Origin of the sequence: Methylobacterium nodulans ORS 2060 (assembly GCF_000022085.1) — a bacterium.
GTDB classification, from domain to species: domain Bacteria; phylum Pseudomonadota; class Alphaproteobacteria; order Rhizobiales; family Beijerinckiaceae; genus Methylobacterium; species Methylobacterium nodulans.
This window is the reverse complement of sequence record NC_011894.1, coordinates 591,902-618,273: the sequence shown is the minus strand read 5'-3', so window position 1 is coordinate 618,273 and position 26,372 is coordinate 591,902. Positions and strand designations below refer to the sequence as shown.

General features: G+C 61.4%; 23 protein-coding genes and 3 pseudogenes. 14 read left to right on the top strand and 12 right to left on the bottom strand.

Features of this window, described 5'->3' with window-relative positions; all coding sequences use genetic code 11:
• Positions 1–26 precede the first annotated feature (26 nt).
• On the top strand, positions 27–311 hold the full coding sequence (locus MNOD_RS02695; RefSeq protein ID WP_015927303.1) for a DUF4113 domain-containing protein: 285 nt from the start codon (positions 27–29) through the stop codon (positions 309–311).
• Between the two features lie 826 nt (positions 312–1,137).
• Here MNOD_RS02695 and MNOD_RS45980 read toward each other — a convergent pair.
• Positions 1,138–1,257, bottom strand: a pseudogene (locus tag MNOD_RS45980) (IS6 family transposase); the annotation flags it as partial.
• 183 nt (positions 1,258–1,440) lie between these two features.
• On the opposite strand from MNOD_RS45980, the gene MNOD_RS02680 reads away from it, so the two are divergent.
• Positions 1,441–1,674: a hypothetical protein gene (locus tag MNOD_RS02680; RefSeq protein WP_015927300.1), complete on the top strand. Its 234-nt coding sequence runs from the start codon at positions 1,441–1,443 to the stop codon at positions 1,672–1,674.
• A gap of 262 nt (positions 1,675–1,936) precedes the next feature.
• Here MNOD_RS02680 and MNOD_RS02670 read toward each other — a convergent pair whose 3' ends face one another.
• The gene (locus MNOD_RS02670; RefSeq protein ID WP_015927298.1) at positions 1,937–2,185 is read right to left on the bottom strand and encodes a hypothetical protein; all 249 of its coding nucleotides are present in this window, start codon (positions 2,183–2,185) and stop codon (positions 1,937–1,939) included.
• Positions 2,186–2,331: 146 nt separating this feature from the next.
• Positions 2,332–2,775, bottom strand: coding sequence for a Ros/MucR family transcriptional regulator (locus MNOD_RS02665; RefSeq protein WP_015927297.1), 444 nt, complete (start codon positions 2,773–2,775; stop codon positions 2,332–2,334).
• Between the two features lie 358 nt (positions 2,776–3,133).
• On the opposite strand from MNOD_RS02665, the gene MNOD_RS02660 reads away from it, so the two are divergent.
• Both MNOD_RS02660 and MNOD_RS02650 read left to right on the top strand, forming a co-directional pair.
• On the top strand, positions 3,134–3,340 hold the full coding sequence (locus tag MNOD_RS02660; protein WP_015927296.1) for a hypothetical protein: 207 nt from the start codon (positions 3,134–3,136) through the stop codon (positions 3,338–3,340).
• A 1,512-nt stretch (positions 3,341–4,852) separates the two neighbouring features.
• A complete protein-coding gene (locus MNOD_RS02650) occupies positions 4,853–5,263 on the top strand; it encodes a helix-turn-helix transcriptional regulator (RefSeq protein ID WP_015927293.1) in 411 nt (136 codons plus the stop codon).
• A 619-nt stretch (positions 5,264–5,882) separates the two neighbouring features.
• On the opposite strand, the gene MNOD_RS02645 is transcribed toward MNOD_RS02650, so the two are convergent.
• Together MNOD_RS02645 and MNOD_RS42590 are read right to left on the bottom strand one after the other, a co-directional pair.
• Positions 5,883–6,281: a hypothetical protein gene (locus MNOD_RS02645; protein ID WP_015927292.1), complete on the bottom strand. Its 399-nt coding sequence runs from the start codon at positions 6,279–6,281 to the stop codon at positions 5,883–5,885.
• 90 nt (positions 6,282–6,371) lie between these two features.
• Entirely contained in the window at positions 6,372–6,617 is a 246-nt protein-coding gene (locus MNOD_RS42590; RefSeq protein ID WP_043747900.1) for a hypothetical protein, read from the bottom strand.
• A gap of 319 nt (positions 6,618–6,936) precedes the next feature.
• On the opposite strand from MNOD_RS42590, the gene MNOD_RS02635 reads away from it, so the two are divergent.
• Complete coding sequence (locus tag MNOD_RS02635) at positions 6,937–8,649, top strand: anti-phage dCTP deaminase (protein ID WP_015927290.1); 1,713 nt, start codon at positions 6,937–6,939, stop codon at positions 8,647–8,649.
• Between the two features lie 720 nt (positions 8,650–9,369).
• Here the strand turns inward: MNOD_RS02635 and MNOD_RS45975 are convergent.
• The gene (locus tag MNOD_RS45975; RefSeq protein WP_157091365.1) at positions 9,370–9,510 is read right to left on the bottom strand and encodes a hypothetical protein; all 141 of its coding nucleotides are present in this window, start codon (positions 9,508–9,510) and stop codon (positions 9,370–9,372) included.
• 270 nt (positions 9,511–9,780) lie between these two features.
• Positions 9,781–10,082, bottom strand: a pseudogene (locus tag MNOD_RS45970) (IS481 family transposase); the annotation flags it as partial.
• Positions 10,083–11,673: 1,591 nt separating this feature from the next.
• Between MNOD_RS45970 and MNOD_RS48705 the strand changes: the two are divergent.
• Together MNOD_RS48705 and MNOD_RS41200 are read left to right on the top strand one after the other, a co-directional pair.
• Positions 11,674–12,033, top strand: coding sequence for a hypothetical protein (locus tag MNOD_RS48705; protein WP_244424647.1), 360 nt, complete (start codon positions 11,674–11,676; stop codon positions 12,031–12,033).
• Between the two features lie 167 nt (positions 12,034–12,200).
• On the top strand, positions 12,201–12,641 hold the full coding sequence (locus MNOD_RS41200; protein ID WP_015927287.1) for a hypothetical protein: 441 nt from the start codon (positions 12,201–12,203) through the stop codon (positions 12,639–12,641).
• Positions 12,642–12,646: 5 nt separating this feature from the next.
• On the opposite strand, the gene MNOD_RS45965 is transcribed toward MNOD_RS41200, so the two are convergent.
• The 3 genes and pseudogenes from MNOD_RS45965 to MNOD_RS02620 all read right to left on the bottom strand — a co-directional run bounded on the left by MNOD_RS45965 (position 12,647) and on the right by MNOD_RS02620 (position 14,141).
• Positions 12,647–12,802 carry a hypothetical protein gene (locus tag MNOD_RS45965; protein ID WP_015927286.1) on the bottom strand — a complete coding sequence of 52 codons (156 nt, stop codon included), beginning with the start codon at positions 12,800–12,802 and terminating at the stop codon, positions 12,647–12,649.
• A gap of 153 nt (positions 12,803–12,955) precedes the next feature.
• Positions 12,956–13,063, bottom strand: a pseudogene (locus tag MNOD_RS48700) (IS481 family transposase); the annotation flags it as partial.
• A gap of 202 nt (positions 13,064–13,265) precedes the next feature.
• Positions 13,266–14,141, bottom strand: a complete 876-nt coding sequence (locus MNOD_RS02620) for an aldo/keto reductase (protein WP_015927285.1) — start codon at positions 14,139–14,141, stop codon at positions 13,266–13,268.
• A 586-nt stretch (positions 14,142–14,727) separates the two neighbouring features.
• Between MNOD_RS02620 and MNOD_RS42570 the strand changes: the two genes are divergently transcribed.
• The 6 genes from MNOD_RS42570 to MNOD_RS02590 all read left to right on the top strand — a co-directional run bounded on the left by MNOD_RS42570 (position 14,728) and on the right by MNOD_RS02590 (position 22,848).
• On the top strand, positions 14,728–15,660 hold the full coding sequence (locus MNOD_RS42570) for a LysR family transcriptional regulator (protein ID WP_085984963.1): 933 nt from the start codon (positions 14,728–14,730) through the stop codon (positions 15,658–15,660).
• Between the two features lie 586 nt (positions 15,661–16,246).
• Positions 16,247–17,410, top strand: a complete 1,164-nt coding sequence (locus tag MNOD_RS02610) for an efflux RND transporter periplasmic adaptor subunit (RefSeq protein WP_043747895.1) — start codon at positions 16,247–16,249, stop codon at positions 17,408–17,410.
• Entirely contained in the window at positions 17,407–20,511 is a 3,105-nt protein-coding gene (locus tag MNOD_RS02605; protein ID WP_015927282.1) for an efflux RND transporter permease subunit, read from the top strand. The genes MNOD_RS02610 and MNOD_RS02605 overlap by 4 nt, the downstream gene beginning before the upstream one ends.
• Before the next feature lie 188 nt (positions 20,512–20,699).
• Complete coding sequence (locus MNOD_RS02600; RefSeq protein WP_015927281.1) at positions 20,700–22,013, top strand: ABC transporter substrate-binding protein; 1,314 nt, start codon at positions 20,700–20,702, stop codon at positions 22,011–22,013.
• Between the two features lie 48 nt (positions 22,014–22,061).
• On the top strand, positions 22,062–22,559 hold the full coding sequence (locus tag MNOD_RS02595; RefSeq protein ID WP_015927280.1) for a hypothetical protein: 498 nt from the start codon (positions 22,062–22,064) through the stop codon (positions 22,557–22,559).
• A 58-nt stretch (positions 22,560–22,617) separates the two neighbouring features.
• Positions 22,618–22,848 carry a LysR substrate-binding domain-containing protein gene (locus tag MNOD_RS02590; protein WP_083786655.1) on the top strand — a complete coding sequence of 77 codons (231 nt, stop codon included), beginning with the start codon at positions 22,618–22,620 and terminating at the stop codon, positions 22,846–22,848.
• A gap of 126 nt (positions 22,849–22,974) precedes the next feature.
• Here the strand turns inward: MNOD_RS02590 and MNOD_RS02585 are convergent, their stop codons facing one another.
• Positions 22,975–24,138, bottom strand: coding sequence for a TAXI family TRAP transporter solute-binding subunit (locus MNOD_RS02585; protein WP_015927279.1), 1,164 nt, complete (start codon positions 24,136–24,138; stop codon positions 22,975–22,977).
• Positions 24,139–24,167: 29 nt separating this feature from the next.
• Entirely contained in the window at positions 24,168–25,280 is a 1,113-nt protein-coding gene (locus MNOD_RS45960) for an SEL1-like repeat protein (protein ID WP_015927278.1), read from the bottom strand.
• Positions 25,281–26,183: 903 nt separating this feature from the next.
• On the opposite strand from MNOD_RS45960, the gene MNOD_RS49850 reads away from it, so the two are divergent.
• Complete coding sequence (locus MNOD_RS49850) at positions 26,184–26,315, top strand: hypothetical protein (RefSeq protein ID WP_015927277.1); 132 nt, start codon at positions 26,184–26,186, stop codon at positions 26,313–26,315.
• Positions 26,316–26,372 lie beyond the last annotated feature (57 nt).

Below are 26,372 nucleotides of genomic sequence, written 5' to 3'. Positions count from 1 at the left end.
CCTGAGGTGAACTGAATTGGCGTAAAGTGCCGCTCTACAGCAAGGCCGGCGTGATCACGACCGACATCTTGCCGCCGGCGGAGAGCCCGCGGGCCCTCTTCGGCGCGCTCGACCGGGAGCGCGGCGGCCCGCTGATGGCGGCGATGGATGCGTGCAACCGGCGCTTCGGGCGCGGCACCGTGGTACCGGCGCGGGCGGGACTGGAGAGGAAACGGACGTGGGCGACCAAGTTCGAGATGCGCTCGCCGCGCTACACAACGAAGTTGGCCGAGCTGCCGGTCGCGACAGCGCACCTGTGGGAGCCGCTTTAGCCCGGTTTCAGGCGCCAACAAGAGCGAGCATCACAAGCGAGTACACGTCTCACGTCGCTCAAGAGGTCCTACTCTTCATCGGGATCAACACGGTACTGACGGCGCTCCCCATAGCCCCCGTACGATGGGCTTGGGGGTTGCCGGTCATACCCGCGATCCCGCTCACGGGACCCAGCCCCATTGTCACTGTCGCGCTCGCGGCGGTATCTAGCGCCAGTGTCGTAGTCACGACCGCGCCCTTCACTCGCGTCGCGACGTCCATAGCCATAGTCCTCGCCACCCTCTCTGCGGTAGCGCTCCTCGCCTCCCCGTCCGCGGTCCGCGATTCGTGGCGCATACCAGCACATCTTCTTCTGGTTGGGCACTGGATCGCCGAAGTTCTGGTTAGTGCAGGCGATGGCGCCGCCTTTAGGGAAAGGTCGCCCCACCGTCTTACCAGGGATGCCATAGTAGACGTTGGTTGGATGAGGCATGCGGCATACGCCGCCTTCTTGGGCACAAGGAACCAGGTTTTGCAAATCGAGCTGCGCCTGTGCGGCTACCGGGGCCAGAAGAGCGGATCCAAGAATGCTGGCCGCGAACGCGGCAACCCTATGACGCACGGCAGCTTCCCCCAACCATGTTTGCTGCCCTCTCCATAGCCGCATCGGGAAGCCCAGGTCCAATCCGAATCGCCGAAGTACGGGGGTAGCCTTGCCGCTGATATGGCTAAGCGGCTCTATGGGCGAGCATATCTGGGCTGCGACGGCGGACAGGGTGTCCGCTTACAACTGCTCGAAGGCAGTTCGTCCCAGGTCGTTGATGCGAACAGCACCGCTCCACGGATCAGCGCGTAGCGCAGGTACCAGGAGACGGCCTGGATGATCAGGGTGGCCTCGAAGTGCCGTCCCTTGAAGTCGCCCCGGGTTTGGCGCTTTAACTTGAGGGCGAGGGCGTTGAGGATCATGGGCCGGCTCTCGGGCGGAGGCGGCAAGCTGGGCGGGTCTGCCTAACGACCCGTGAATGCCGTCGCGTCCGCGTTTGCGACAGCCCCCTTTTTCTGGTGTTGCACCAAGCAACGAGGCTTCCCTGATGCTGAGGAACGAAATTTCGTGGAGGCTGTTCCCGTAAGGACATTATGGAGGGAGAAATGAAAACATTCCTTGTGACCGCCGTTTGCGCGGTGGGGATTTTTTCGATCTCACCAGCCTCAGCCCAGAACATCGAAATCGGCCCTGGCGGGCCGAGCGTCGACTTCCGCTCACGAGGGGAACGCGAGCGCGACATCGAACGCCAAGAGATGAGACGAGACCGTGCGATCGAGCGCCGCCGCGAGTACCGGCGAGAGCAGGAGCTGCGCCGCGATGAGGACGATGAGGATTAACCCGCGGGCGAGCTGGCTTCGGCGCTGACGTGAAATTGTTGGTTCGAGCGGGCCGAGTACAACCCTGGCATCCTGGAGCGGGCCGCCGGGGCGCTCGAAGCCCTGAGCACGAGCCGGGCGAGCCCTATCTCCTTGTCACGCGCTGGAAGCAGAAGGTTGACCGCCGCGGTTCGGTTGGCCTCTGCCCGGAGCATGTCGATCGTCGGTGGCAGGATCTCCCGGCCGTTCTCGTCGTAGGCGCGGCGGGGGCTGCGGCAGCTCATCAATGAGCGACGCCGTAGAAAACGACCCGCTGCAAGGCCTCCTCGAAGTCGGGCTGCTTGCCCTCGATCTGCACGAACAGGCTGCCTTCACATCGTTCGGCCGTGTACCACTCTCGGGTCAGTTCGCCCGGCTCACTCACCTGCCACCGCCGCACCCGGCCGATTAGGACTTCGTCCCGATAGACGCGCTTCACACGAGTTTCGTCGCTCAGAAAGGCGTGCCATTCGTCGTCGAGGTAGATCGGCATGGGGCGGCCCCTTGCGCTTGGATCGCCCCATCATACCTCAGCTGGCCCGCGCCAGCAGGATCGCGGTCCTCACCGCCTCCAGGCGATCTAGCGCCCGAACGCCGGAGGATGGGAGGCGGCCGGTCCAGACCCGGCCGCCGACAGGATCAAGTGCCGGTCTTCCGGCTTGGAGCCTTCTGGCCAAGGCCGCTCTTCTTCGCCAGCTCGGAGCGTTGCGAGGAGTAGTTCGCGGCCGTCATCGGGTAGTTCGCCGGCAGGCCCCACTTCTGGCGGTACTGCTCCGGGGTCAGCCCGCGCCCGGCAAGGTGCCGGGCCAGCGTCTTGTAGGGCTTGCCGTCCTCCAAGCTGATGATGGCGTCCGGCGTCACCGTCTTCTTGATCGGCACGGGCGGGACGAGCGGCTCGGGCGCGGGCTCGGCCGGCTTGGTCAGGCGCGCCAGCGAGGCGTGTACGCTAGTGAGGAGGGGCGGCAGGCTAGCTGCCGGGATCTGGTTATGCGCCAGGAAAGCCGAGACGATGTCAGCCGTGATCGCGATCGTGCTGAGTGAGCTGGCGTCATTCGCGGTGGTGATGCTGATGTCATTGGGCATGGCACCCTCCCTATGCGGTGATGCAAGTCTTGCATCCTCGCGAGTGCAACGATGCTGGAGCGGGATGGCGCCTCAGGCACGGCCCCGCACCAGCCATAACGTTGCCAGTGCAGAATACACCGGATCGTGACATCTTGCAGGAAGCGACGCTAATTTTGTCCTGCGTCTGGCGAGACTCCCATCAGGGGATGTCCCCACATAGATTAGTTCTAAATTCTCGCACGCGCGCGGGAACGACTTTGCGGGAACGCGAGGGGACGTTCGACCAGAAGCGCTACAAGGCGAGAGCAGCGGCGATCATGCGCACCTGCTACGGATATGAGCTGGGGCGAGGCTTTTGCTCGCGAGGAGCTGCAGGATGGCTGACACCGAGAGCTTCGACCTCGTGGCCGAGTTCAACGCCCTCCTCTTCGAGGCCGGCAGCATCTGGGACGTGATCGACAGGCGCCAGGGCCACGAAGTGACCCTGACCCTCCCGACTGAGCATGAGGCCCGCGTCATCTGCGAGGAGTGGAACCGGCAGGAAGGCCGGGAGCGGTTCAAGGTCGTGAAGCGGGCGGCCTGAGGGCCAATGGAACGGTCGCGGGCCGCCACGCGATGAGGGGGTGGCACCAATGGATTCCCCCTGACGCCGGCCGGGCTTCCCCACCCGAGCCGGCGTTTCTTTGTGCGCCGGTCGAGTTGCTCCGCGAAGACGACCCTGCAGCGGAACAGGCCTCACCGATCCTCGATTGACCTATCGGGCCACTTTACTCTTACCGGGTGGCCCCTAGGCCTGCCGGCCGGATCGACGCATCTCCGGCCGGCTTCTTTCCTAGCCAGCGAGGGACAGCGCGCCGGCCCCGGGCAGTGTCCTCACCCGCGGCCGGCGTCTCTTTGCCCGGCATCTGCCCGGTTCGGGCCGACAGATCACTGCAGTAGATCCGCCCGCCCACGAGACCCCGCCAGAGGCCGATCAACTGGCCTTCGACTGGCGGCCGGCTCAAGGCCCGCGCGAGACCTCCGGAACACTGTCCGGAGGGCCCGTAATCGGTTCCAGATTGACAATTATGCGAATGGGCCGCCCTCACACGCGAAGCCATGCGCCACACCCGCCATGGACGCCGACTCGCCGAGCCGTTCGGCCTTCCAGCGATCGGCCGCAAGAAAGCGACTACGGCATAGTGGGGGAAAAATGCTCCTCTCTTCCGTCTGGAGTACTCAACCATAGAATAGGTCGATAGCCCTCACCTGTATAAGTTCCGATCCTCCAGCAAATAGTCCGCGGTCGCCCCCCTTCTGGGCTGAGGATGAGGTGGTCACTCTTCACAGTATAGGAACCATCTTCCCACGCTCGGACCGTTTCCCCCGCAGCTCTCACGTATTCATATGCTCCGCTCGCGTGGAAAGTGTATCTTTCTTGTGTGATCCCATGTCGGATAAACCATTGACTGAATCTCACAAGTACCGAAGGTGATGCTGGACGAGCGGGCCCGCTCTCCTCACCACTTTGCGGGCATTGTTCTGCAACAGCAACCAACGAGATAAAGGGGGTGGCCAGCAAGGTTCCGAAGATCAGCTTTGATGGTCGCTTGCTATACATCGCGGCCTCCAGATGCTGTGTGTCGCATTCTTCGTGAGGCAGCCGAACACGACTCGTTCTTGCTTTGCCTCGATGCCTAGCCCGCCCGGTCCTGCCGTGGCGGGCTCTTCTCGTTCCATACATCGGCTTACGGGCCTCGCGAAACCTCCACGCGAGTGAGGGGCGATACAGCCTTGAAGTTGGCGGAGACAACCTGTGGACGATAGGAGTAACCTCGACAGCGTTCACGAGGTGAGTATGCGCAATATGGATTGCATAAATTGATGGAAAAAGCTTATGTAGAGGCACATTATTGGAGCGCAATGAGACGCCTGTGCCTCGTGAACTTGACGCTGAAGTTGTTGATCTCATTAGGAAGCTTCTCATCGAACTTCCGATCCTTGCAGATCGAGCTGACGATGTTGGCATAGCTGCTCGCGAGCTTGAGAGAGCATTGTTGCGTTTTACAAATGCAATTGCCGCTACAGATGGCGGGGGCCAAGCGACGCATTAGCCATGGCCAAATGCTTCCATCTAGCACTAATCCAGCAGCTTGAGACGGCCATTCCCGCTGACGTGACAGACGAGCTTCGCCGGCGCTTGCGCGCCACGGTGGCTGAGAAGCCCCTCGGCAAGCAGCACGTCGCGCAGCTGATGGGGATCCATCGGCGCACGCTGGCCCGCCTGCTGAAGTCCGAAGGCACGAGCTTCAAACTGGTCGCTGATGAAACGCGGCTTAGCATCGCGAAGCAACTGTTGGCCGACACCAACCTGAGCTTGGCGCAGATCTCGGCCACGCTGGAGTTCTCGGAGCCGGCCGCCTTCACGCGCGCCTTCCGGCGCAGGACCGGCACGACACCGAGCGCGGGGCGGAAGGAACACCGGCGTCGCCATGTGGCGCGGAACGTCCAGACGGCGCTCGGCTAGCAAAGTTTAGAGCGCTGCGCCGGCAGGCGTGGTTGCCTGACGCTAGTTGGGACAAGTCCACCTCAGCCCGCCCGGTCCTGCCGTGGCGGGCTTTTCTCGTTCCACACACGCCATTGCGCGCCGCTGATGCGGCGATCCTGGCAACGATAGGGGTAATCCGAAAGATTTGTTGTTTGCAACCTCTGCCCAAGTACAGTTCTACTCACGCGGGTAGATCAGGCGCCGATTAGGTCCTTCCCGGATCGGCGGCGGGGCAGTTCCTCCCCACCCGCTCCGCAGGGCAGGCGGGGTTTTCTCTGCCCACGCTGAGCTCACTTCGCCCGCCCGGCCTCCCCGACCGTGGCGGGCCTTTTACGCACCATAGACGCCATTACGCGTAGCGCGTCGCCTCGCGCGAGCGAGAGGCAATCCAGCAAGGCAAAAGGAAAAGCCGCTCTTGCGGAGCGGCCCGAGTCTAGGAAGGAGACTGTCCCCGCTGCGACGCCAACGCGGCGGGGCATCTGCGTTGTGCCATGCTGTGATGTGCGCCGCTTGATCCGATGAGACTCGGCCATTGCCATGGCACGCCCGGTCCAGCCGGGGCGGGGTTCCATCCGGTCGCTGGACGAGGCCCACCGCGCTACGAGCTTGGACGGTCCTGAGAAAATGGCAACCAGCGCTCCGCGGCATCAGCACTGTCCTCAGGGCGCGTGTTGAAGGCGATCATTGCCTGTGGGGCAGCCTTGTGCACCGCGTTGATGACTGCCTCAAACACTGCGATGTGGCGGGACCAGAGACGAACACCGGCTCCAATGACGATGCAGTCGTAGGTTTCCGACATCACCTGTTGTTTGACCGCAGCGGCAGCCGTCGCATCAGGGTGGATGAAGCAATGATCGACCTTCCATCCGCGCTCTCGCATCTGTTTTAGCGCGAGCGCAATGCCCGTGTGGATCTTCTCAGCGTCAAGCCCAGGCGGCAAAGCCGGGTCAGAAAAGTCGACCGTGTCCGGATCGTACCCAATCAGCAGAACTCTCATCACGCTCTCTCCTGAGCATGAATAAGCATGGCACCAGATCGATAGCACCTTTGGCCGGCGGCGCCGCGACCGAGTTCGCGGGCATCTCTGTTATGCCGCCCTCGCCAGCAGGATCGCGGTCCGCACCGCATTGTGCCGCTGCGCTTCGGGCGCGCTCTCCCGTGCGAGCACCTCGCGGACATAGGGGTGGGCCAGCACGACCGCGGCGACGTCGAGGGCAACGCTCTCTGCGATCAGCCGCATGCCGGGCGTCGGGTCGTTCAGGTAGTCAGCGACGGCCGCATCAAGCTGCTCATCCGTGACGTGCTTGAGCTTGTAGAGCTCGACGATCTGGATGCTGGAGAACCAGGGCTACGCTGACGTTCTGTACTCGTGGTGCGGCGGCGTGTGGGTGAAATCAACCCCAAACGATGAAGCGGGCATCAAGCCCGTTTCTCATCCATCAACCCCGAATGACGAATGACCGGTCATTCTAGGCTTAGCGATGCAGCCCATTCGCTAGCAAGACAGTGGCGGGCTCGAGTTGGCTTCTGGAGGCGACTGAGGTTCTTCAGTGTCGTGCCCGTAGGAGCCTGAAATTGCCCGGGACACCTCGCTTTTCCAACTACTCACCCAATCTGCGACGACAGCGTCGTGCGCTCGAACAGTTTCGCGAATGGCCGCTTCAATGGCGCTAGGTGTGGCACCCTGGGGCTTGTCGGCAGGTCGCATCGCTGATCCTCTTACCGTCACGGTGCTACCAAACTGTAAACGGTTGGTGAAGAGCATGGTTGCTACAGTCCCCGAGATAAAATTCCCGGAAATCATTATCGGTATTGTGGCGCCAATAGGCGCTGAAGTGAATGCCTGTGTTCGCGAGTTCGTTAAATATTTCAAGAAAGCAGAGTATGAGGTTGTAGAAATCAAGGTTACTGATGTTTTTAGAAAGCTAAAAAATTACATTGAGCCGACCACAAATTTAGAAGAGGCCCCGTTATTTGTGAGGTATGACATATATACTTCGTACGGAAATCAGCTTCGTTCTGAATTTTCTGATGATATTCTAGCTGCTACCTCGCTTGGTAGAATTGTCAAATCGCGCCCTAATCTTCCGCGTCAACATGGGCAGCGTGCGTTTGAGCGCGTCGTTTACATTGTTCATCAGTTCAAGAGGAAGGAGGAAATTGACCTTTTCCGTGCAGTTTACGGCAGGTTGTTCTTTCAAGTTTCAGTTTATTCGCGTCGCGGGGCTAGAGTCGACTATCTGGCGCAGAGGTTTGCAAATAGCGATAATTCTGCAAATCCAAATATGTACCGCTATCATGCTGAAAACTTAGTTCAGCGCGATGAAAACGAAAAAGATGAACATGGTCAGAAGGTCTCTAAGGTGTTTCATGATGCAGATTTCATAATCAACAGCGATATTCGTAGCCCCTCGATTGAAAATCAAATAATAAGATTTTGTGATCTTCTTTTTGGATCGAATAGCATATCGCCAACAAAAGTAGAATATGGAATGTTCATAGCGAAGGCGGCCGCATTGCGGACCTTGGATCTCTCAAGACAAGTGGGTGCGGCGATTTTTACCAATAACGGCGAGATAGTTTCGATGGGCTCTAACGAGGTCCCCAAAGGACAAGGAGGGACTTATTGGGGCGATGATGGTCTTGACGATCGTGAGTATGTTCGCGAACACGACTCGAACGATAGAAGAAAGTTAGAAATACTTTCGGAAATAACAGGAATATTGAACTTAAAAATTGAAGATGTTATGAAGATAAAGGGAATTAGAGACTCTCAATTTATGGATGCTTTGGAGTATGGCAGAATTGTTCATGCGGAAATACTTGCAATCTCAGATGCCGCTAGACTTGGGAGATCTACTCACGACACGGTACTTTACTGTACTACGTTTCCTTGCCATATGTGCGCAAAACACATTGTGGCATCAGGGGTCAAAAAAGTAGTCTTTCTAGAGCCTTATCCTAAAAGCTTGGTGGCCGATCTTCATAGCGACTCAATTTCCATCGAAAATAGCGATCGCGGCCGGTATGAAGATTTTCAGGCAGTTGATTTCGAGCACTTCCATGGAATTACGCCGCGCAGGTATCGTGAGCTTTTTGAGCGTGGCAAGAGAAAGGATGATAATGGCAAATTCAGACAGTGGAACAAGGGAAATCTACCATCACCTCAACCAAATTTGGGCGTGAACGTACCCTTCTATCAGCAGATTGAAAAGCTAATTTTTGAAGATTATCTTGGAGGGCAACTCAAGAACAAGGGTATAGATCCTTCTGTTCTGGATCCTGAGACATCGGGAGGGGAATCTGCTAGCACTTCTTCTACGGATGCGCCACAGGATGTCTCTGGTAAGTTTTTGCAGCTTTGAGATATAGCCCAGCTACTGTTGAGCTAGTTGCCCACAGTGCGATCATCCCGCAGAAAGCCATCTACGACAGCATCTCCGGCGCACTCTCCGGTCCATTGCTTTCCGCAGCGGGGGGCCGAGCGCTGCTCCACAACCGGAGCCACCAACGAAGGCACCTCTTGCCCATATTCCTTCAGCAGTTTTCGCTGCCTCGGCCAGCGCGCAGATATGCGTGTCGGGCACAGGCTTGCGAGCGATGTGATCGTTCTGGATACGTCTCGCCCCACTCGTCAGGCCGGAAGCCAGGGCACGGCGGCTGGCCGGGCGAGAGGGAGGCGAGTCCGCGGGACCATTCGAGGACGGTCGGGGAGGGCGAATCAACGGTGCTCATGCACCGGGGTACGGTGCGTGCCCAAGTGTCGGCAAGGGCGCTCCACGGCTACCTCACAGGCCTGCTCTGCGGTTGCCAAACCCCGCCTCCGCACGACGGGTGTTCGCCCGTTCCCGGCGCGATGTTTGGCAACCAGAGCACTGAAACGCTTCAGGAATTTGCCCTCGCCAACATCTTCGTAATGAGAGGGTCGGGGGTTCGAATCCCTCTTGCGGCACCACCAACTAGCTGATTTTTCCCATTCGGTTTATAGGATCAGGGTAACGCAGCGGGTAACAGCGCTGCCGTCCACTGAGGCATCTCGATTCGTGGGCCGGGTCTCCGGCTGACACCGGGCTCAAACCGAATCACTATGGGATCCACTCGCCTTCCAGCGGTTCGGCGTTACCCATGGCGCGCAGGTCGTTGATGATGTTGAGCGCAAGGTCCGTCTGCCCGGAACTGACCGCCTTCGCTTTAACAATGACTCCCTCCAGGGTCGTGGCGGGCATGCGCTCCATCGGGCGAACCCACGTCGATCATGGCGTGATAGGTCTAATCCATGCGCGCGTTGTAGGCATCCCACGCAGCGCGGAACTCGGGTGTGCCCTTCCCGTATCTCGCTTCGGCGGCATCCATCGCCGCCTCCTCGCCGTAGAAGGTGCGTTCATTCTCAGCCCAGCGCTCGGCGAAGGCGGGATCCGGCGCCAGCAGTTCGGCATCTGGGTGCGCCTCGGCGTTGAGGCGATAACGCCGGCCAGCATGCGCGCAAATGCGATTGTGTCTGGATGCGAAACCTCCTTGGCGGCCGCAACAACCTTGAGGCTTTGGGGAGCGCGTCCGGGTCAGGCGGTCGCGTGACGGGCTTGGCCAACGTGGGTTTCACCTTCAGGCGATCACGCAGCACCAGGTCTGGGGAGCGGCCCTTCAGGACACGTTGACGGCGGCCGTTGTGGGCCGTGTTGAAGCCGGCCAGCACCGCTTCAAGATCACGATGGCTATCGAGTGTGATGCCCAAAACCTCGCGCGGCACCCGCCCGTTGAAGTGCTCAACCATGATGCTGGTGCGCGGCGTGTAGCGCTTGGCGAGCACGCCGGAGGGCTCGGGGAGCGAGCGGTTTCGGCGCGCACGGCCGGGGTGGTGCGGGCATTGGGATGGATTGCGAGCATCAGCGCGTCCTCCGGGACGAGGAGCGCCGCCGTGTCGGCTCGAAGCACCAAGCCTGCTCCTCGATCTCCCAACGTACCTGATCCCAACAACGTTCCGCTACCAGAGAGGCGCCCAGCACAAGGCGAGTGTGGTCATCGAGCGTCCCTCGCCGCGTACAAGCTGCTGAACGAGCCGCCGCCGGCCGACCGCAGCCTCACCGCTCAAGAGCTGATCGCGATGGCGCGTGCTGCACGGGCACGGACGAGCCAGCACTAACGCAGCATTGAACCGGCGGCCAGGCCGACAGGTCCGGATCAGCCCGGCCACCAGCTGCAGCAACCAGTCCGCCGAGCCCTCGTGGCGGTCTGCCGGTCGCTGCCTTCGCCTGCTCAGATCCGTGATGACAAGAGCAGGCGGTCTCGGAAATTCAGGAGCAACGGCCCAGCGCTCTGCCAACAGGTTGACTCTGGGTCGTAGCCTTTGCCAGCTCGGGGTCTCCGGTTCGGCTGTCGGCAGGCTGTGGCGGAATGGTTGATGAAGCCTTACCGACAGCTGAACGCCCGGCCGGGGCTCAGGACCCGCACACCAGCGGATACAGTGCAGTGCTCATCAATGGTATGAATGACAGTAATGATCATCAAATCCCTGGTATGGTGAGCGATTGAGGTTGCAATCAGAGCACTGCGTCGCCCAATTTCAGCTCACGGGACGGTCTAAATTTTAAATATTTGGGGTGACACCATGTAGATGGTCCACACTGAGGTCATTCTAAAGGCGATGCTTCCGGACAATATTTGCTTCCATGCCGGCATCTCTTTGTGCATTACATGCCAGTCCGCCCCACGATAATCGGCGGAGTTGAGCCTGGATTACCCAACGCACTGCCGGCTGGGTCCTGCCCGAGCCGGCTTTCCTTCACGCCTCTAGGAGGATGACGGCCGGGCCGATGGGGTAAGACCGGACGCTAATGACACCCGCCGAGCAAAGAGGCAGGGCAGGCGTGACAAGCGCAGGTAGGACTGCTTCAGCGCGTAAGCAACCAGTTCGTTCCAGTCTTGCCGGATTTCTGCTATTGAGAGGCCAATAACGTCCCCGAACGTGGGGCGGATCAGAACGGAGAGATGCGGATGGAAGCTGATGCATGGGGGAGCAAGCGGTTTCGTGTGCTTGTGTTCCGCAACGGACAGCGCAGGCCCGATCGAACTCGGGTGCCAGCGCGAGCAATTCCGCATCCGGATGCGGCGTCGGCAGGATCGGATCGGTGCCCGCCATGAGCTGGGCAAGCGCGATCGGCATGCGCGACTTCGATCATGAGCTTGATCGCAGCGGCGCCGAATGGCGCCCCCGCCGACGAGACGTGGCCCGCCACGCCAACTCGGCCGACATGTCCCGCAGAGTGCGGCGGCCGGCGAGTCTAGTCGTTGGAAATCCGCAAAACAGCGATTATATCGAATCGTTATCGGCTCCATAACGAGCTATCCCGCGATCTCTGAAATAGATCGCCGCGTTAGCTATGGCGACTCTCATGCTGAAAGAACATGAATCAGGCCATCTGGCTAATTTGTCAGATGTTGATGCACAATATCATCAAGATGAAACCTTTGTTGTGGATAATTTCATAACGCACGGCTCGGCAAGGAACTATGTTGGTCGAATGCCTCTTAAAAGAGAACTGGTGGCCATGTCGTTCAAGGACCGCGTGGCCGCACTGATGCAGTGTGCAGACCACCATTTAGAAGAGATGGACCGCCTTGAGGATCGGGGGCAAACGGGCCGCTTGAGTGAGTGGGATCGGCGGCAGCTTTCTAGCCACCGCGCTAGTCTGAAGCGAGTACTTGACCGCGCGCTTGAGTTCGGAATCAAGCTGTCTGTCGTGGAGGAGTAATCCATCCTCAAAGGCGCCCAACTGCTCTCATCGATCAAAAACGGACCAGCACGCGCTGCACCTGCGTCTTGCCGATCTCGAGCTGCAACTGCCTCCTCGCCCACGTAATCTTACTGAAACATGCGTGGTGCATTGCCCGCGCACATACTCAGGGCGAGGGGAATGACATGACCGGCATGACGGACCGGCCCACCATTGGCGACTTGCTCAGACTCAAGATCGTGAGCCGCGACGAGCTGCAGGCGGCCGTGGACGGCTACATTGCTGACCCGAAGCCGGGCTGGCGTGAAATCGCAGGCGGGGTCGGCATCGACATCGCGGCGGCTGTCAACGCTGACGCCCATACAAAGCAGCTGATGAGGTGGTCGGATGTGCCGTTGGCGACGCGTGAGATGGCGCTAAGGACAGCGATCCTAATGGCCAAGCCGGAGGGCATGTGGCGGACCAGGTTGCCACGCCCAAGAGGGATTGCTCGGGTGGTCAGCGCAATGCCACAAATGCAGGAAGACCTCTGGCCCTCGCGAGCTGAGAGGCGCCTTTCCATGCAGTCAGGCGCCCAGCAGGATCGGAACCCTCCGCCGGGCGTTTTGCTGCCAGACCATCGTTGAAGCAGTCAGCTTTTTGCCTTGTCTGTGCTGCCGGTGCCTTTCACCTCCGAGGTGGCCTTCCCGTCCGGGCTGATCTTCGCGGCAGGCGGGGGCGGGCCGGCCGCAGTTGGATCCGTGGCGGGCGGGGTCTGGAAATCGGCCTTCTTACCGTTGTCGGGCATTGGGGCCTCCATGGCTGGGGCAGCGATAGGTAGAGCCCGACGGTTGCGCGGCGACTGTGCTGACATGTAGGGTCTGGGGAGATCATTTCACCTCGGCCGGCGGCTCGGCTCCACCAGCCCCGCGGGATCGGCGGCCTGATACCTCCGCCACTATTTGCGCAGCGTCGGGCGCGAGATGCCGCAGCGCTGGCAGACGAGGCCGGCATCGCCGGTCTGGGCATAGAGCTCGACCCATCCCAGACGTGCCTTCGCCAGATCCATGGCCGTCTCCCGCCCCGGCTGTGGATCTGATGGACAGCGCGTGCCGCGCTGCCCACAGCTCCACAGCCGCAACAGCATCAGAAGGCCAGATCAGCCAGACACTGGGGCGGTGAAATTGAAACGATGTCGCCGAACCTCACAGCGAGAAGCCGCCTCAGTCCGGCTGACAGCCTCGGCTGCACAACGCGCCGCGGCGCGGGTGCTACCGTGCCGCCTGCCAAGCGGCCCGCCCCTCCTGATCAAGAGCGTTAAACTCTTCAGAAGTCAGCTCAACGGTGGCGCCCCGCATGTTCTCGGCAAGATGTTCAGGGTCGCCCGTACCCGGGATTGGCAGCATGACAGGAGAGCGCTTGAGGAGCCAAGCGAGCGCTATGGCTCCTTCTCCCACACTGTGCCGGGCTGCAGCTTGAGCGATGGCTGAGCCGTAGCGGGCCAGCGCCCCACGATCCAGAGGAGCCCATGGAATGAACCCAATGCCGGCCGATTCGCAGTAGTCGAGCACCGCCTCACTGGTTCGGTCGACCAGATTGTACCGGTTCTGCACTGCCGCGACGGGGAAGAATCGCTGCGCAGCCTGGATGTCGTCGATCGAGACCTCGCTTAGGCCGACATGCCGGATCAAGCCCTCGTCGCGCATCCGCGCAATCGCCTCGAACTGGACCTCGCGGGGACAGTCAGGGCCGATGCGGTGGAGCTGCCAAAGATCAATGCGCTCCAGGCCGAGCCGACGAAGGCTCATCAGCACGCATTGGCGCAGGTAATCGGGGTTGCCGACCGGACGCCAGATATCCGGCCCATGGCGAGTCAGACCTCCCTTTGTCGCGATCACAAGACCCGTGTACGGGTGCAGCACCTCGCGGATGAGGTCCTCGCTGACGAACGGACCGTAGCTGTCAGCGGTGTCGATCAGGTCGACGCCAAGCTCCGGCACGCGTCTCAGGGTCGCGATCGCTGCCTCTCGGGAGGCCGGCTCGCCCCATATGCCTGGCCCGGTGATGCGCATGGCACCGAAGCCGAGACGGTGCACCACCAAGTCGCCGCCGATTGCGAAGGTGCCGGACGGATTGAGTTCGGTCATACAGCAACTCCACTGGTGTGACGAACGCGGATATGACTGCGAAACCCGCGGTATGCAGGCGATGTTGCGCTGAGCCGCGATCAACAACTCTCGAACGTAGGGGACGTGCACGGAGCCGCCACCTGGGCCGGCATTTCGTGGTGCCCTCGCTGAACACGCCGGACGGAGCTTTGTAGCTGAACCTCTCTTTAGCGGTCTGAGCAGAAACGACAGTAGTCGCAAAATATCGCCATGCCGGATAGAACAAAATTCAGCTTGCTCATGTCGGTCATCGTTCATTCAAAGAAAGATGATCTTGTCATTTCTTGATTTTCGATACGCCTGGTGTCATCGCCTGTTTATCGATGTGATCAGTAATGAAGGTGATAATTGACATGTTGCACGGTAGGATGCACAGTTTTCATGTCGCTGCTGGGGCATGACCCGTATGGGGTCGGTAGCCGAATCACCTCACGCCGACCCCAGCCTGACCGGCGGAGGCTCAATCTTCGCTGTGCGGTGCGACGGTTTCGAACCCTTACGCAGCTGATAAAAGCCGCATGAGATGGCCACGACCGATCGACGGGAAGGCTGGCGGAGGACGTACGTGAACTGGCGCCAACTCGATCTCAATCTCCTCGTCATTTTCGACGCGGTCGTCCAAGAGCGGAGCGCCAGTCGAGCCGCCGCCAGGCTCAACATGTCTCAGCCGGCTCTTAGCCACGCCTTGGCGCGTCTGCGCAGTTCGCTCGGTGACGAACTCTTCGTGAGAACTCCAAGTGGTATGGAGCCGACGCCATATGCAGAGCGGCTTGCCAGTCCCGTTCGCGCCGCACTGGAAAACCTGCGGCTCGGATTAGAAGGTGCGGCGGAGTTCGACCCGAATACTGCCGAGCGTTGTTTCACGATTGCGGTCGACAATAGCGCGGCGCTGATCCTCGCGGCGCCGCTTGCAGCCGCCATCGCCGCAGAGGCTACGGGTATTGGTCTCAATCTGCGCCCAAGCGGTACCATCGACCTTGCCGAGCGACTCGACCGCGGTGAGATTGATCTCGCACTCGGTGGCCTCGCTGCGCCGGGCGAGCGGTTCGCAGACCGTAGGCTCTTCGACGGCGGATTCGCGGTTCTCCTGCGGCGTGGGCACCCTGCCGAGCGGAACGAAACTCTCGATCTCGATGCACTCGGAGCCTTCCCCCACCTGATCGTGTCCTCTACGCGCGAAGGCACTGAGTTCGTCGATGTCGAGCTGGCCCGCCATGGCTTGCAGCGGCACATCGCGCTGCGAGCCCCACTGCTTGCAACCCCCGCCGTACTGGCACAGTCCGACATGCTCGCCGTGCTCGGAGAGCGCGCGGCCCGTGAGTTTGCGCGCGTGGCGCCACTTGAGGTGCTTCAGCTGCCATTCGTATCGCCGAGATTGCAAACGGCCATGCTGTGGCACCGCCGGTTCGACGATGTCGCCGCACACGCATGGTTGCGCAGCATCGTGTTGCGAGTCGCCCGGGCGTTCAGACGGCCTCGTCACGATGCCGCCTCGTGAGGCCCGCCCGATCGCGTCACGTTGCACACGCGGTCATACAGCTTCCGGCTGCTGTGCTCGCCTACTTCATGCACCACACTCATGGCCGCGAAGCACCAACCTCCGGGCGCCGAAGTCTCTGCAACTTATGTTTGTGGTCCCGTGCCTGTTGTCGCCCAAGACCACTTCACCAAGACCACCTCACATGTCGCATACCGAATATCGCCATGAAGGCTCTGCATGAGACTTCATCATGCATCCTGGGTTCTACGGTAACGAGAGCGTCGTAGATCACCTGGAGTATGCACCGTGTTGTCACTCTGCAGACTCGATGATTATCGCTGGCAGGATCGTGTCGTCACAATCCGTCATGCCTTTGTTGATTCGTGTATGGCGGCAGCGGTTCTCGCTGCAATGGTAACGGTCGGCTCGTTCGAGCAGGCCCCCAATCAATGCCGCCCGGAACACAGGCCGATCACTGCCTCAGCGATGTCCTATCCGGACCGCACCGCCTCCGTTGGGGAGTGCTGCCAACGCCAGATCGTCCGAATGCAAAGACGCTCTGATGAGCAGAGATCGTCATTCTTCTGACCCGGGCAGATAATCCATGAGGATCTGGTCTCGCGTGCTCGTGGCGAGCCTGACGCTTGCTGCTGTCGGATTTGCTGCTGAACTCCACCTTGCGGGCCAGCAGCACCAAATTCAGCCTGCTCCGCCATCACCTGTTCCGGTCGTCATCGCCACCGTCCAGCAGCACGACGTGCCGCTGGTCCTGAGCGGGGTCGGCACAGTTCAGGCGCTCAATGCGGCAACCGTCCGGACACAGGTCACGGGCATCCTCGAGAACGTGGAATTCACCGAGGGGCAGTTCGTCAAGCGCGGCGACGTGCTGGCGACGATCGATCCACGCATCTACCAGGCGCAGCTCGATCAGGCCCGCGCCCAGCTCGCCCGCGATCAAGCCCTCCTCACCAACCAGGAGACGAACCTCAGGCGCGACGAGCCGCTCCTCCAGCGCGGCTTCGCCACGGACCAGCAGGTCGTCACCGAGCGGGCCCAGATCGCGCAGACGCAGAGCACCTTGAGGGCTGACCAGGCCCTGATCGACAACGCCGCGACGCAGTTCGACTTCGCGACTCTGCGCGCACCTTTCGACGGCGTCACGGGCGTGCGGCTCATCGACGTCGGCAACGTGGTTCATCCCACGGACCCGACCGGCATCGTGGTGCTGACCCAGGTGCAACCGATCAGCGTGATCTTCACTCTCCCGTCCGCGGACATCCCGGCCGTGCAAGAGGCGCTGGCGCGCGGACCCGTCCAGACCGCCATCTACGACCAGTCGGGCACGCGCCAGCTCGACACCGGCACCCTGCTCCTGATCAACAACCAGGCGGACCCGAACTCCGGCACGGTCCAGCTCAAGGCGACCTTCCCGAACGCGCACCGGCAGCTCTGGCCGGGTACTTTCGTGAACGCCCAGGTCATCACCTCGGTCGGCCGCGGCGCCCTGACCATCCCGACCGACGCCGTGCAGCAGAACGACCGAGGGCAGTACGTCTTCGTCGTCGGTCCGGACCGCACGGTCTCGATGCGCCCGGTCCGCGTCGCGCAGCGCGTGCGGGGCACGGCCCTGATCGCGTCGGGCCTCACCGCCGGCGAGAGCGTGGTGGTGCAGGGCCAGTACCGCCTCACGCCCGGGACGGCCGTCGTGAGCGCACCGGCCTCCGAGGTCCCGAACACCACTACGGCGAGCGCGGGGATGCTGCCATGAACCTCTCGGCCGGCTTCATCACCCGCCCGATCGCGACCGCGCTTCTGATGGTCGCCATCGTGGTGCTGGGCGCGATTAGCTACACGCTGCTCCCCGTCGCGGCGCTGCCGAACATCGACACGCCCACCATCCAGGTCACGGCCCAGCTCCCGGGCGCCGATCCGAGCACGGTCGCCTCCTCGGTCGCGACTCAGCTCGAACGGCAGTTCGGCCAGATCCCCGGTCTCACTCAGATGACGTCGAGCAGCGGCACCGGCTTCACCCAGATCACCCTGCAGTTCGACCGCAGCCGCACCGTCGACTCGGCGGCTGGCGACGTGCAGGCCGCGATCAACGCCACGCAGGGGCAGCTGCCGGCCGCTCTTCTCAACCCGCCGACCTACCACAAGACCAATCCGGCCGACACGCCGATCCTGCTGATCGCGCTGACCTCGGACGTGCTGCCGATCATGACGGTCAGCGACTACGCGAACTCGATCCTCGCCCAGAAGATCTCGCAGATCCCGGGCGTCGGCTTCGTCGGGGTGGGCGGCCTGCAGAGCCCGGCCCTCCGCATCCAGGTCAATCCCGCGCAGCTCGCGGCCGAGAACCTCGACTTCGAGACCGTCCGCTCTGCCCTCGCGAACCTGACCGTCCTCCAGCCGAAGGGCCAGCTCTACGGCCCCCAGCAGGCGGTCGCCCTGCAGACCAACGACCAGCTTATGACCGTGTCCGGCTTCGAGGACGCCATCGTTGCCTACCGCAACGGCGCCCCTATCCGGGTCCGCGACATCGGCCGTGTGGTCAAGGCCCCGCAGGACACCACACTCGCCGGGTGGCTGAACGAGAAGCCCGCCGTGCTCTTGGCCGTCCAGCGCCAACCGGGCGCCAACGTCACCTCGACCGTTGCGGCGATCAAGGCCGCCCTGCCGCAGCTCCGCGCATCGCTCCCACCCGGAATCCAAGTCGAGATGGTCTCCGACCGCACTCAGACCATCCAGGCGAGCCTCGCGGACGTCCAGTTCACGCTCCTCCTCACGATCGCGCTGGTGGTCGGGGTGATCGCGCTGTTCCTGCGCAAGCTCTGGGCGACCGTGATCCCGGCGATCGCCGTGCCGATCTCGCTGGTGGGCACCTTCGCGGTCATGGATGCGCTCGGCTACTCGCTCGATAACCTGTCCCTGATGGCGCTCACCATCGCGATCGGCTTCGTGGTCGACGACGCGATCGTCATGGTCGAGAATATCGTACGCCACATCGAGGAGGGCGCGGCGCCGCTGCAGGCCGCGCTCAAGGGGGCGGGCGAGATCGGCTTCACCATCCTGTCGATCTCGATCTCGCTGATCGCGGTGTTCATCCCGTTCTTCCTGATGGGCGGCGTCGTCGGCCTGCTGTTTCGCGAGTTCGCCGTCACGGTGGCAGTCTCGATCCTCGTCTCGGTGGTGGTATCGCTGACGCTGACCCCGATGCTCTGCGCGCGGCTGCTCCCGGCCGGCGAGGGCAGTCCCGGGCGGATGTCGCGTCTCCTGGAGGATTTCTTCACCTGGCTGACCCGGGCGTACGGGCGCGGGCTCCGGGTTGCTCTGCGCCACCGCTTCCTCACGCTGATGAGCTTCCTCGCCACGGTCGCGCTCACCGGATACCTCTTCGTGATCATCCCGAAGGGCTTCTTCCCGCAGCAGGATACGGGCCTGATCATCGGCATCAGCGAGGCGGCCCAGGACGTCTCTCCGCAAGGCATGCGCCAGCGCCAGGAGGCGATCCTCGCCATCGCCAGCCGCGACCCGGCAGTGGCCTCTGCGGTCGGCTACATCGGGCCGGGCGGCCCGACCGTCACGGAGAACAACGGCCGCGTCTTCATCACCCTGAAGCCCGAGGGCGAGCGGGACGTCACCGCGGATCAGGTCATCGTCCGCCTCGGCAAGGCACTGGAGCAGGTCCAGGGCATCACGCTCTACATGCAGGCGGCGCAGGACATCACCATTGGTAGCCGCCTGTCGAAGACGCAGTACCAGTACACGCTCACCGACGTGAATCTCGACGAGCTGAACCTCTACGCGCCGAAGCTCCTGGAGGCGCTCCGGAGGCTGCCCGAACTCACCGCGGTGGCGAGCGACCAGCAATCGACCGCGCGCACGCTCACCGTCGAGATCGACCGCGCCGCCGCCTCCCGCCTCGGGATCGACCCGTCGCTCGTGGACGCGACGCTCTACGACGCGTTCGGACAGCGCCACGTGGCGCGGATCTACACGGCGCTCAACCAGTACTACGCGATCCTGGAGGTCGCCCCGAGCTACCAACTCGGCCCGGCGGCGCTCAACCGGATCTACGTCCGCTCGCAGAGCGGCACCTCGGTTCCGATCAGCCAGATCGCCCGTCTCGTGCCGGGTGTCGCGCCGGCGGCTGTCAACCACCAGGGCCAGTTTCCGTCCGTCACCCTGAGCTTCAACCTGGCGCCGGGCGCGACGATCGGGGCGGCGGTCGCCGCGGTGCAGAAGGCGACGGTGGATCTCCACCTGCCGCCCTCGATCGCGACGAGCTTCCAGGGCAACGCGCAGGCCTTCCAGAGTTCGCTCGGCAGCACCCCGCCGCTGATCCTGGCGGCCCTGTTCGCGGTCTACGTCATCCTGGGCATGCTCTACGAGAGCACGATCCATCCCCTGACCATCCTGTCGACGCTCCCGTCCGCGGGTTTGGGGGCGCTCGCCACGTTGATGCTGTTCGGCCGCCCCCTCGATCTGATCGGGATCATCGGCATCATCCTGCTGATCGGCATCGTGAAGAAGAACGGCATCATGCTGGTCGATGTCGCGATCGACGCCGAGCGGCACGGCCATGCATCGGCGGAGGAAGCGATCTACGACGCCTGCCTGCTGCGCTTTCGGCCGATCCTGATGACCACGATGTGCGCGCTGCTGGGCGGCGTGCCGTTGATGCTCGGGACCGGGACGGGCTCGGAGATCCGGCAACCTCTCGGCTACGCCATCGTGGGTGGCCTTCTCGTGTCGCAGGCTCTCACGCTGTTCACGACACCGGTCGTCTACCTCTCCATGGATCGGCTTAGCGGCGCGCTGGCATCGCTGTGGGGACGGAAGCAAGCGTCAGGAATCGAGCCAGCATGAGCAACCCGATCATCGAGGCGCCGATGATCTCGTCACGAAGGGCTTTCGTCCCGGAGTCGACAGCATCCGCCAGAGTGCTCCGGCCAGTAACTGATCTGTCTGGCCGAGCTGTCGCGTGGTATGGTGTTGCTGCGTTCTAATCACCGAAAAAATAGAAACCAGGGTATGGGTATAGAGGGAGGATTCACATGGCCGTCAGCATGCGACGTCGATCTTTCTTGGGTGGTCTTGCGGTATCCGGCGTGATCGGAGCCGGCCACCTCGACGTCTTCGCCAGGGCTTGGGCTGAGACAGCCGAGTGGAAGCCTGAACCCAATGCGAGCCTCTCGCTGCTGCGGTGGAAGCGGTTCGTTCCCTCGGAGGATGAGGCATTCATGCGACTGGTGGATGCGTTCATCAAGGCGACCGGCGTCAGAATCAGTGTCACCAACGAGTCCTATGACGACATCCAGCCCAAGGCATCCGTCGCTGCGAATACGGGGCAAGGACCCGACCTGGTTTGGGGGCTCTACTCCTTCCCGGCATTGTTTCCCTCCAAATGTCTCCCCGTCGACGACGTGGCTGCATCTCTCGAAAGGAAGTATGGTCCCTGGCTTCCGGCCGCCGCGGCCTATGGAAGGATCAAAGGCAGGTGGCTCGCCATACCAGTGGCTTTCACCGGTTCGGGGATCAACTATCGCATCTCATCCCTGAAGAAGGCGGGATTCAGTTCGTTTCCGGCCAACACAGAAGAGTTCCTGGAACTCTGTAAAGGTCTGAAGCGGAATAACACTCCTGCAGGAATGGCGCTGGGCCATGCCACGGGCGATGCAAATTCCTGGCTGCACTGGGCCTTGTGGGCTCACGGTGGCGGCCTCGTGGATCGGAACGAAAAGATCGTCATCAATTCGCCCGAGACCACCAAGTCGCTGGAATATGTGAAAGCGCTTTATGAAACCTTCATTCCGGGCACCGTGTCTTGGAATGATTCATCAAACAACAAGGCTTTTCTGGCCGGCGACCTTCATCTTACCGTCAATGGCGTGTCGATCTACGCAACGGCAAAGACGGACAATCCTCGGATCGCTGAGGATATGGATCACGCGCCGCTGCCGATTGGCCCAGCAGGGAAGCCGACGGAGTTCACCCTGGCCTTCCCGATACTCGCCTACACATACACCAAGGCGCCAAACGCCTGTAAGGCATTCATGGCATTCATGATGGACGCCGCGAATTACTGCCCCTGGCTGAACGATGCTCAAGGCTACTTGGTGGAACCCCTTTCGGCTTATCCGGCAAACCCGGTCTGGGCGAAGGATCCGAAGCTGGGCGCAATCGCCGGAGGCGTCAAACGCTCTCTCGCCGCTGGTGGGAGTGCGCCCGTGAGCGAGCGGATAGCAGCGGCTCTGGCTGAGTTCATCGTCGTCGACATGTATGCCGGTTACTGCACTGGGCGCGAGGATGTGCGAGGGGCGATGCGGATGGCGGAGCGGTCAGCACAACGCATTTTCCGCAATGCGTGATTGCCGATAGTGAGCCAGGAACGCTCATCCGACGAACCGGAGGTGAGGGTGACCGCACCGCCAGTCCCTGCTCATCCGAAGCAGGACAAGGCCGCGCTCCTGGCCGCGTTCTATGGCTATCTTGGTGGACGGATCGACTCGGTCGCACGCCGGTCTTCTCTTCTGATGGCCTTCCTTGCCTCGTTCCTCGGCTTCGCGATGTCGCCCTTGATGAAAAGAGACGCCGCTTCGGTATCCGAGAAGGTCGAATTTGTTCTCTCTCATCCATCTCTACTGATCGGCGTTGCTGGAATGATAATATTATTATGGTCCGATCTGGCGAGGGTTCGGAGGGCGGATGACCTGTTCAGCCGGATAGCGTTCTCTGATCTCGATATCGGAAGTTTGCAGGACAGGTACGTTGGCTCTCAGATCGATGACCTGTTCCGTCAGATGATCGCCAACACGCGCGTCGTTGGCGAATTCCTCAAAAGGAAAATCAGGCTGTATAATGCAGGAGCCATCCTTTTTGCTGTCAGTGTCTCCCTGTACGTGATCGGGTTGTAAGCCGTAGGACGGGCGCAGCGTCGCGATTCCCTTTGCGCCGCGCCTTGTGTCGGACGACATGCTCACCCTGCGCCAGGCCGCCCGGGAGGGGGTCGGGGTCGTCCGCCTGCCCACCTATCTGGTGCAGGCGGCCCTGGACAAGGGCGACCTCGAAGCCGTGCTTCCGGCCTGGACGCCGCGCAGCGGCATCATCCACGCCGTCCTGCCGTCCCGTCGCGGTCTCGCGCGGGCCACGCGCCTGTTCGTCGACAGCCTGGTCGAGGGGTTCAGGCAGCCCGCACGCGGATAGGGGGACCGTGATCCCGGCCGAGGCCGTGCGGGTTCGCCCCGAGCCGGACGGTCCCGCGGGCCGCGGGAACCCGCCGCCTCGACGCGGAGCGCACCTCGCGCGGCGACCGGTCGGGTCTTGCGAGCGCTACAGGCCGCTGGTCGTGTTTCGACGGGCGTTCCGCCATTTCAAATAGGCCTGATAAAGCTCTTCCTTGTCGGTTGCTGCACCTGGCTGCTGCTCGTTCAAGAACTTGGTAAGATTGTCGTTGGATGAAACCTGATGCTCGCGCTGGCTGTCGAGCCAGTCCTGGGCGGGCCGGAACCGCGTCCACCCGCTCACTTCGGCCGCGAGGTTGACCTCGCGCCATTTCGGATGGCGCTGCGGGGAGAGGAACTCGTCGAACCGGCTGAAGAAGGATTCCACGAAACGAGACAGTTTCTTGTAACGGAAGGATCCTTTCGGGTGGTTGTAGACACCGAGCACCGTGCCGACCGCCAGTGTTTCGACTTGCCCATCGTCCTTGATCAGCTTGGGATAATCCTTCTTTGAGATAGATGCTGGCGCGTAAGACTCGTTTATCGACTCCGAGTATTTCACCGGGATGAGGTGAAATTTATCGGCTGGATCGAAATTCGCGACCACGGCCACCGGCTTTGCAGCCACTGAAACGACGGCGTCGACTTCGCCCTTTCGCAACATCTCAAATGCGGTTGGTTGGTCGACATTGATTGCCTGCACGGAAATCCCAAGGTTGCGGAACATCGCTTTGCCGCTGTAATCGGTGCCGCTCCCTTTGACGTCGAAGGTCACTTTCTTGCCCGCCAGCTGCCGAGCATCGGTGATGTCGTTCGGTCCAATGACATGAAGTTCATCATCGAACAGCTTTGCAATATAGTGAATGTGGTATTCAATTCTGGAGAGGCGTTTGTCTTGTCGAAGCTGCTCAAGCGTATCGGTTCTCAGAAACGCGAGATCGACTCCCTTCAGAAAGCGCAGATCGTAGGCATTCTGGCCGGCTCCTTTGCCCAGGATCGGCAGGATGCGCAGCTTGCTGTCGTCGTCCAGCACGAAGGCAAGATCTGCCCCGATGCGGAAATAGGTGCCTCCCGGCGTGCCGGTGATGATGGACACGGTGGAGGAATTCATGTGATCGGTGATGGCCGCCTCGGTTTCGAGCTTGTCGCTGGCCGTGGCGCTGTTGGAACTCTGGGTTTGATCACGGGCGACTGCGACCGAGCCGGCTGTCCAGCCGATGCTGAGAACGCACAAGGCGGCCGTCGTGAAGATCCTGGCGCGCTTTCTGTCCATCGTGTCCTCCGTCCGATGTTTTATTGTCTTTATCTGCCCGATTTCGCTTGGCGTTGAATGCCGGCATAGCCGGCGCGGGCTGCAGCGTCGTAATAGGTGCGGGCCTGTTCCGGATCGGCTTTCAGACCGCGGACTCCCAAATGCCGCAGGAAGCTCTCGTCATATGTCTGCGCCAGCATGAACGTGGCTTCGGCATCGCCACTCGACGCCGCTCTCTGCAGCAGCAATCTGGCTCCGCTCACATTGCCAAGTCGGAGTGCTTGCTGCGCTCTCTGAGTGAGCGACTTGGCCAGGGCGCTCTCGCCTGCATCCCGAGCCGTTGTCGGCCCGGCTTGTGCCGCCGTATCGGGGGCCTGACTGGATGCGGTTGCCTGATCCTGCGCGGTGTCCCGTGTTTTCTCTGCTGTGCTCGGGGCTTGTTTTAGTTGTGCCGAGGTTGGCTCGCCGGTGTTGTCCGGTTTCGGTTTTCCTTCGGCGGATTTGGGATTGAGCCAGGGAGTCTCGGGCTTGTCGTCTTTCGGCGTGGGTTGCGACGCGGGTTGCGGGGTGAGTGCCGGAGGTGGTGGATTGTCTGGTTGAGCGCTCGGCTGCGTGCTCACCGTTTCGGGTGATTTCGTCGCCTTGATCTCGGGAATGATAACTGTCGTCGACAGCGTTTCGGTTCTTATGGAACCGGCTTTTTCCGATCGCGGCAGAATGGCGACAATGCTCGTCACGATAGGATCCGGAAAGCGTGACGCTATATCGTCCGGCAAAAGCAATGAAATCCCTTCAAGATTCCAGTTGCTGACGTCCAGCGTTCGGCTTTCGCTGGTAATCGTTGCATCATGGATGTTGTCGGATACCATGGCGCCGGGTGGTAGACCGACCATATAGATCGATCTGAAATTGCGATTCTGCGTGGATGCGTTGGTGATCGGCAGAACGATTCGCTCCCCCTGCGGGACTCTGATCGTTGCCATGGAGAGGCTGCCGCCTGCAACGCTGTCCGATTTCGTCGCCGAGACCGGGCTTCCAGAGGGGTCGGACGGATCTTGGGCGGCGACCGGATCTGCAAGAAGACAGGCAGACAAGCAAACCACCGTGAAAGATGACACGAGCCTGTTGCTCTGGCCCGGTGAAGCGTGCAGTTCCCCTCGCATGACGTCGCCTCCCTGCGATCTTGCTCTATTGTTCGGCTGTGCGTCTCCGCTTATGAATATGCTGTGTTGCCACCCTCCGACTGGGCAGTTGTACAAAGCTCGGGCGCAAATAGTCGGCCGGCAGGTCGTGCGTGACCGGCAGGCCGTAGCTGCGTGATTGAGGCCGATTTCGAGACTTGCCCGGGTTCTGCGTGGAACGGATCGTTCTACATACCTTTGATCCTTGGCGGTTGCGGCCCCGGGCCTGCATGATAACCTTCATTATGGAGCTTATCACGTGAATCGCGGAACGCAATTATTCCGATTTTAAACATTGATCAATATGTATAGGCAGTCGATATCTTCATATTTGCTGTATCATTCAATCGATATCGGTATCTGTGTTATGTGATGTTTGAATGCGATCCTGACTGATATTTGTTAAATCGCCTCGCATAACGGAAGACCGGCTCCAGAGCTGCCTGTGCATTGGAGGTCCGGGGCCTGGGAGCGTTCCGCGCTTTCACTTTTCGGATGGTCGAAGTTCTCGTCCGAGAGGGTCTCCTGACGCCGAAAGTCTGGAGCTTATTGATTGGCGTGCAAAATTTGACGAATCCAAAAGCGGGCAGCAAATCCGATATCGGAGACCATATAGAGGCGGGTTCGGCCGGTTGGCGGTTTGCCTTGCTATATCTTGCTGAGTTGCGCGAACTGGCACTGGTTGTCTGTGAGCATGACAGGCCCGGCTCCGGCCTGCGCAGGCGTCGACTCCGCGGCGCCGGGGCGGGCTGACAGCTCGCGATCCATTCCGGTGTGAGCATCGCCCGGCGAGATGGCTGTCGCGACCTCAGTCTTGCCACGTTTCTACGGCCGCATCGGGCAGGGCGCACCGGTGACATTGCGCCAGTTGCAAGGAGGCGGGCCATGCGTGTGATCGGCGTATCTTTGGCACTCCTGCCGATCGTCGTCGTCCTGCTGGTCAGCAGCATTCTGCGGGGCCTGACCCTGCCGTTCCGCGCCCTGCTCGCCTTGAGGCGGGGCGCGGCGAAGGCTTAGGCCAGCGCCGAGACTACGCTCCCTGCACCGCCCCGGGACGCTCCACGGGAACGCGCG

Coding starts and splice junctions, on each gene's coding strand:
- MNOD_RS49850 (WP_015927277.1), top strand. CDS start 26,184: ATGCGTGTGATCGGCGTATCTTTGGCACTCCTGCCGATCGTCGTCGTC.
- MNOD_RS02680 (WP_015927300.1), top strand. CDS start 1,441: ATGAAAACATTCCTTGTGACCGCCGTTTGCGCGGTGGGGATTTTTTCG.
- MNOD_RS45960 (WP_015927278.1), bottom strand. CDS start 25,280: ATGCGAGGGGAACTGCACGCTTCACCGGGCCAGAGCAACAGGCTCGTG.
- MNOD_RS02620 (WP_015927285.1), bottom strand. CDS start 14,141: ATGACCGAACTCAATCCGTCCGGCACCTTCGCAATCGGCGGCGACTTG.
- MNOD_RS41200 (WP_015927287.1), top strand. CDS start 12,201: ATGACCGGCATGACGGACCGGCCCACCATTGGCGACTTGCTCAGACTC.
- MNOD_RS02635 (WP_015927290.1), top strand. CDS start 6,937: ATGGCCGCTTCAATGGCGCTAGGTGTGGCACCCTGGGGCTTGTCGGCA.
- MNOD_RS45965 (WP_015927286.1), bottom strand. CDS start 12,802: ATGCCCGACAACGGTAAGAAGGCCGATTTCCAGACCCCGCCCGCCACG.
- MNOD_RS02610 (WP_043747895.1), top strand. CDS start 16,247: ATGAGGATCTGGTCTCGCGTGCTCGTGGCGAGCCTGACGCTTGCTGCT.
- MNOD_RS02650 (WP_015927293.1), top strand. CDS start 4,853: ATGGCCAAATGCTTCCATCTAGCACTAATCCAGCAGCTTGAGACGGCC.
- MNOD_RS02590 (WP_083786655.1), top strand. CDS start 22,618: ATGCTCACCCTGCGCCAGGCCGCCCGGGAGGGGGTCGGGGTCGTCCGC.
- MNOD_RS02585 (WP_015927279.1), bottom strand. CDS start 24,138: ATGGACAGAAAGCGCGCCAGGATCTTCACGACGGCCGCCTTGTGCGTT.
- MNOD_RS45975 (WP_157091365.1), bottom strand. CDS start 9,510: ATGCCCGCCACGACCCTGGAGGGAGTCATTGTTAAAGCGAAGGCGGTC.
- MNOD_RS02665 (WP_015927297.1), bottom strand. CDS start 2,775: ATGCCCAATGACATCAGCATCACCACCGCGAATGACGCCAGCTCACTC.
- MNOD_RS02670 (WP_015927298.1), bottom strand. CDS start 2,185: ATGCCGATCTACCTCGACGACGAATGGCACGCCTTTCTGAGCGACGAA.
- MNOD_RS02600 (WP_015927281.1), top strand. CDS start 20,700: ATGGCCGTCAGCATGCGACGTCGATCTTTCTTGGGTGGTCTTGCGGTA.
- MNOD_RS02660 (WP_015927296.1), top strand. CDS start 3,134: ATGGCTGACACCGAGAGCTTCGACCTCGTGGCCGAGTTCAACGCCCTC.
- MNOD_RS02645 (WP_015927292.1), bottom strand. CDS start 6,281: ATGAGAGTTCTGCTGATTGGGTACGATCCGGACACGGTCGACTTTTCT.
- MNOD_RS02605 (WP_015927282.1), top strand. CDS start 17,407: ATGAACCTCTCGGCCGGCTTCATCACCCGCCCGATCGCGACCGCGCTT.
- MNOD_RS48705 (WP_244424647.1), top strand. CDS start 11,674: ATGCTGAAAGAACATGAATCAGGCCATCTGGCTAATTTGTCAGATGTT.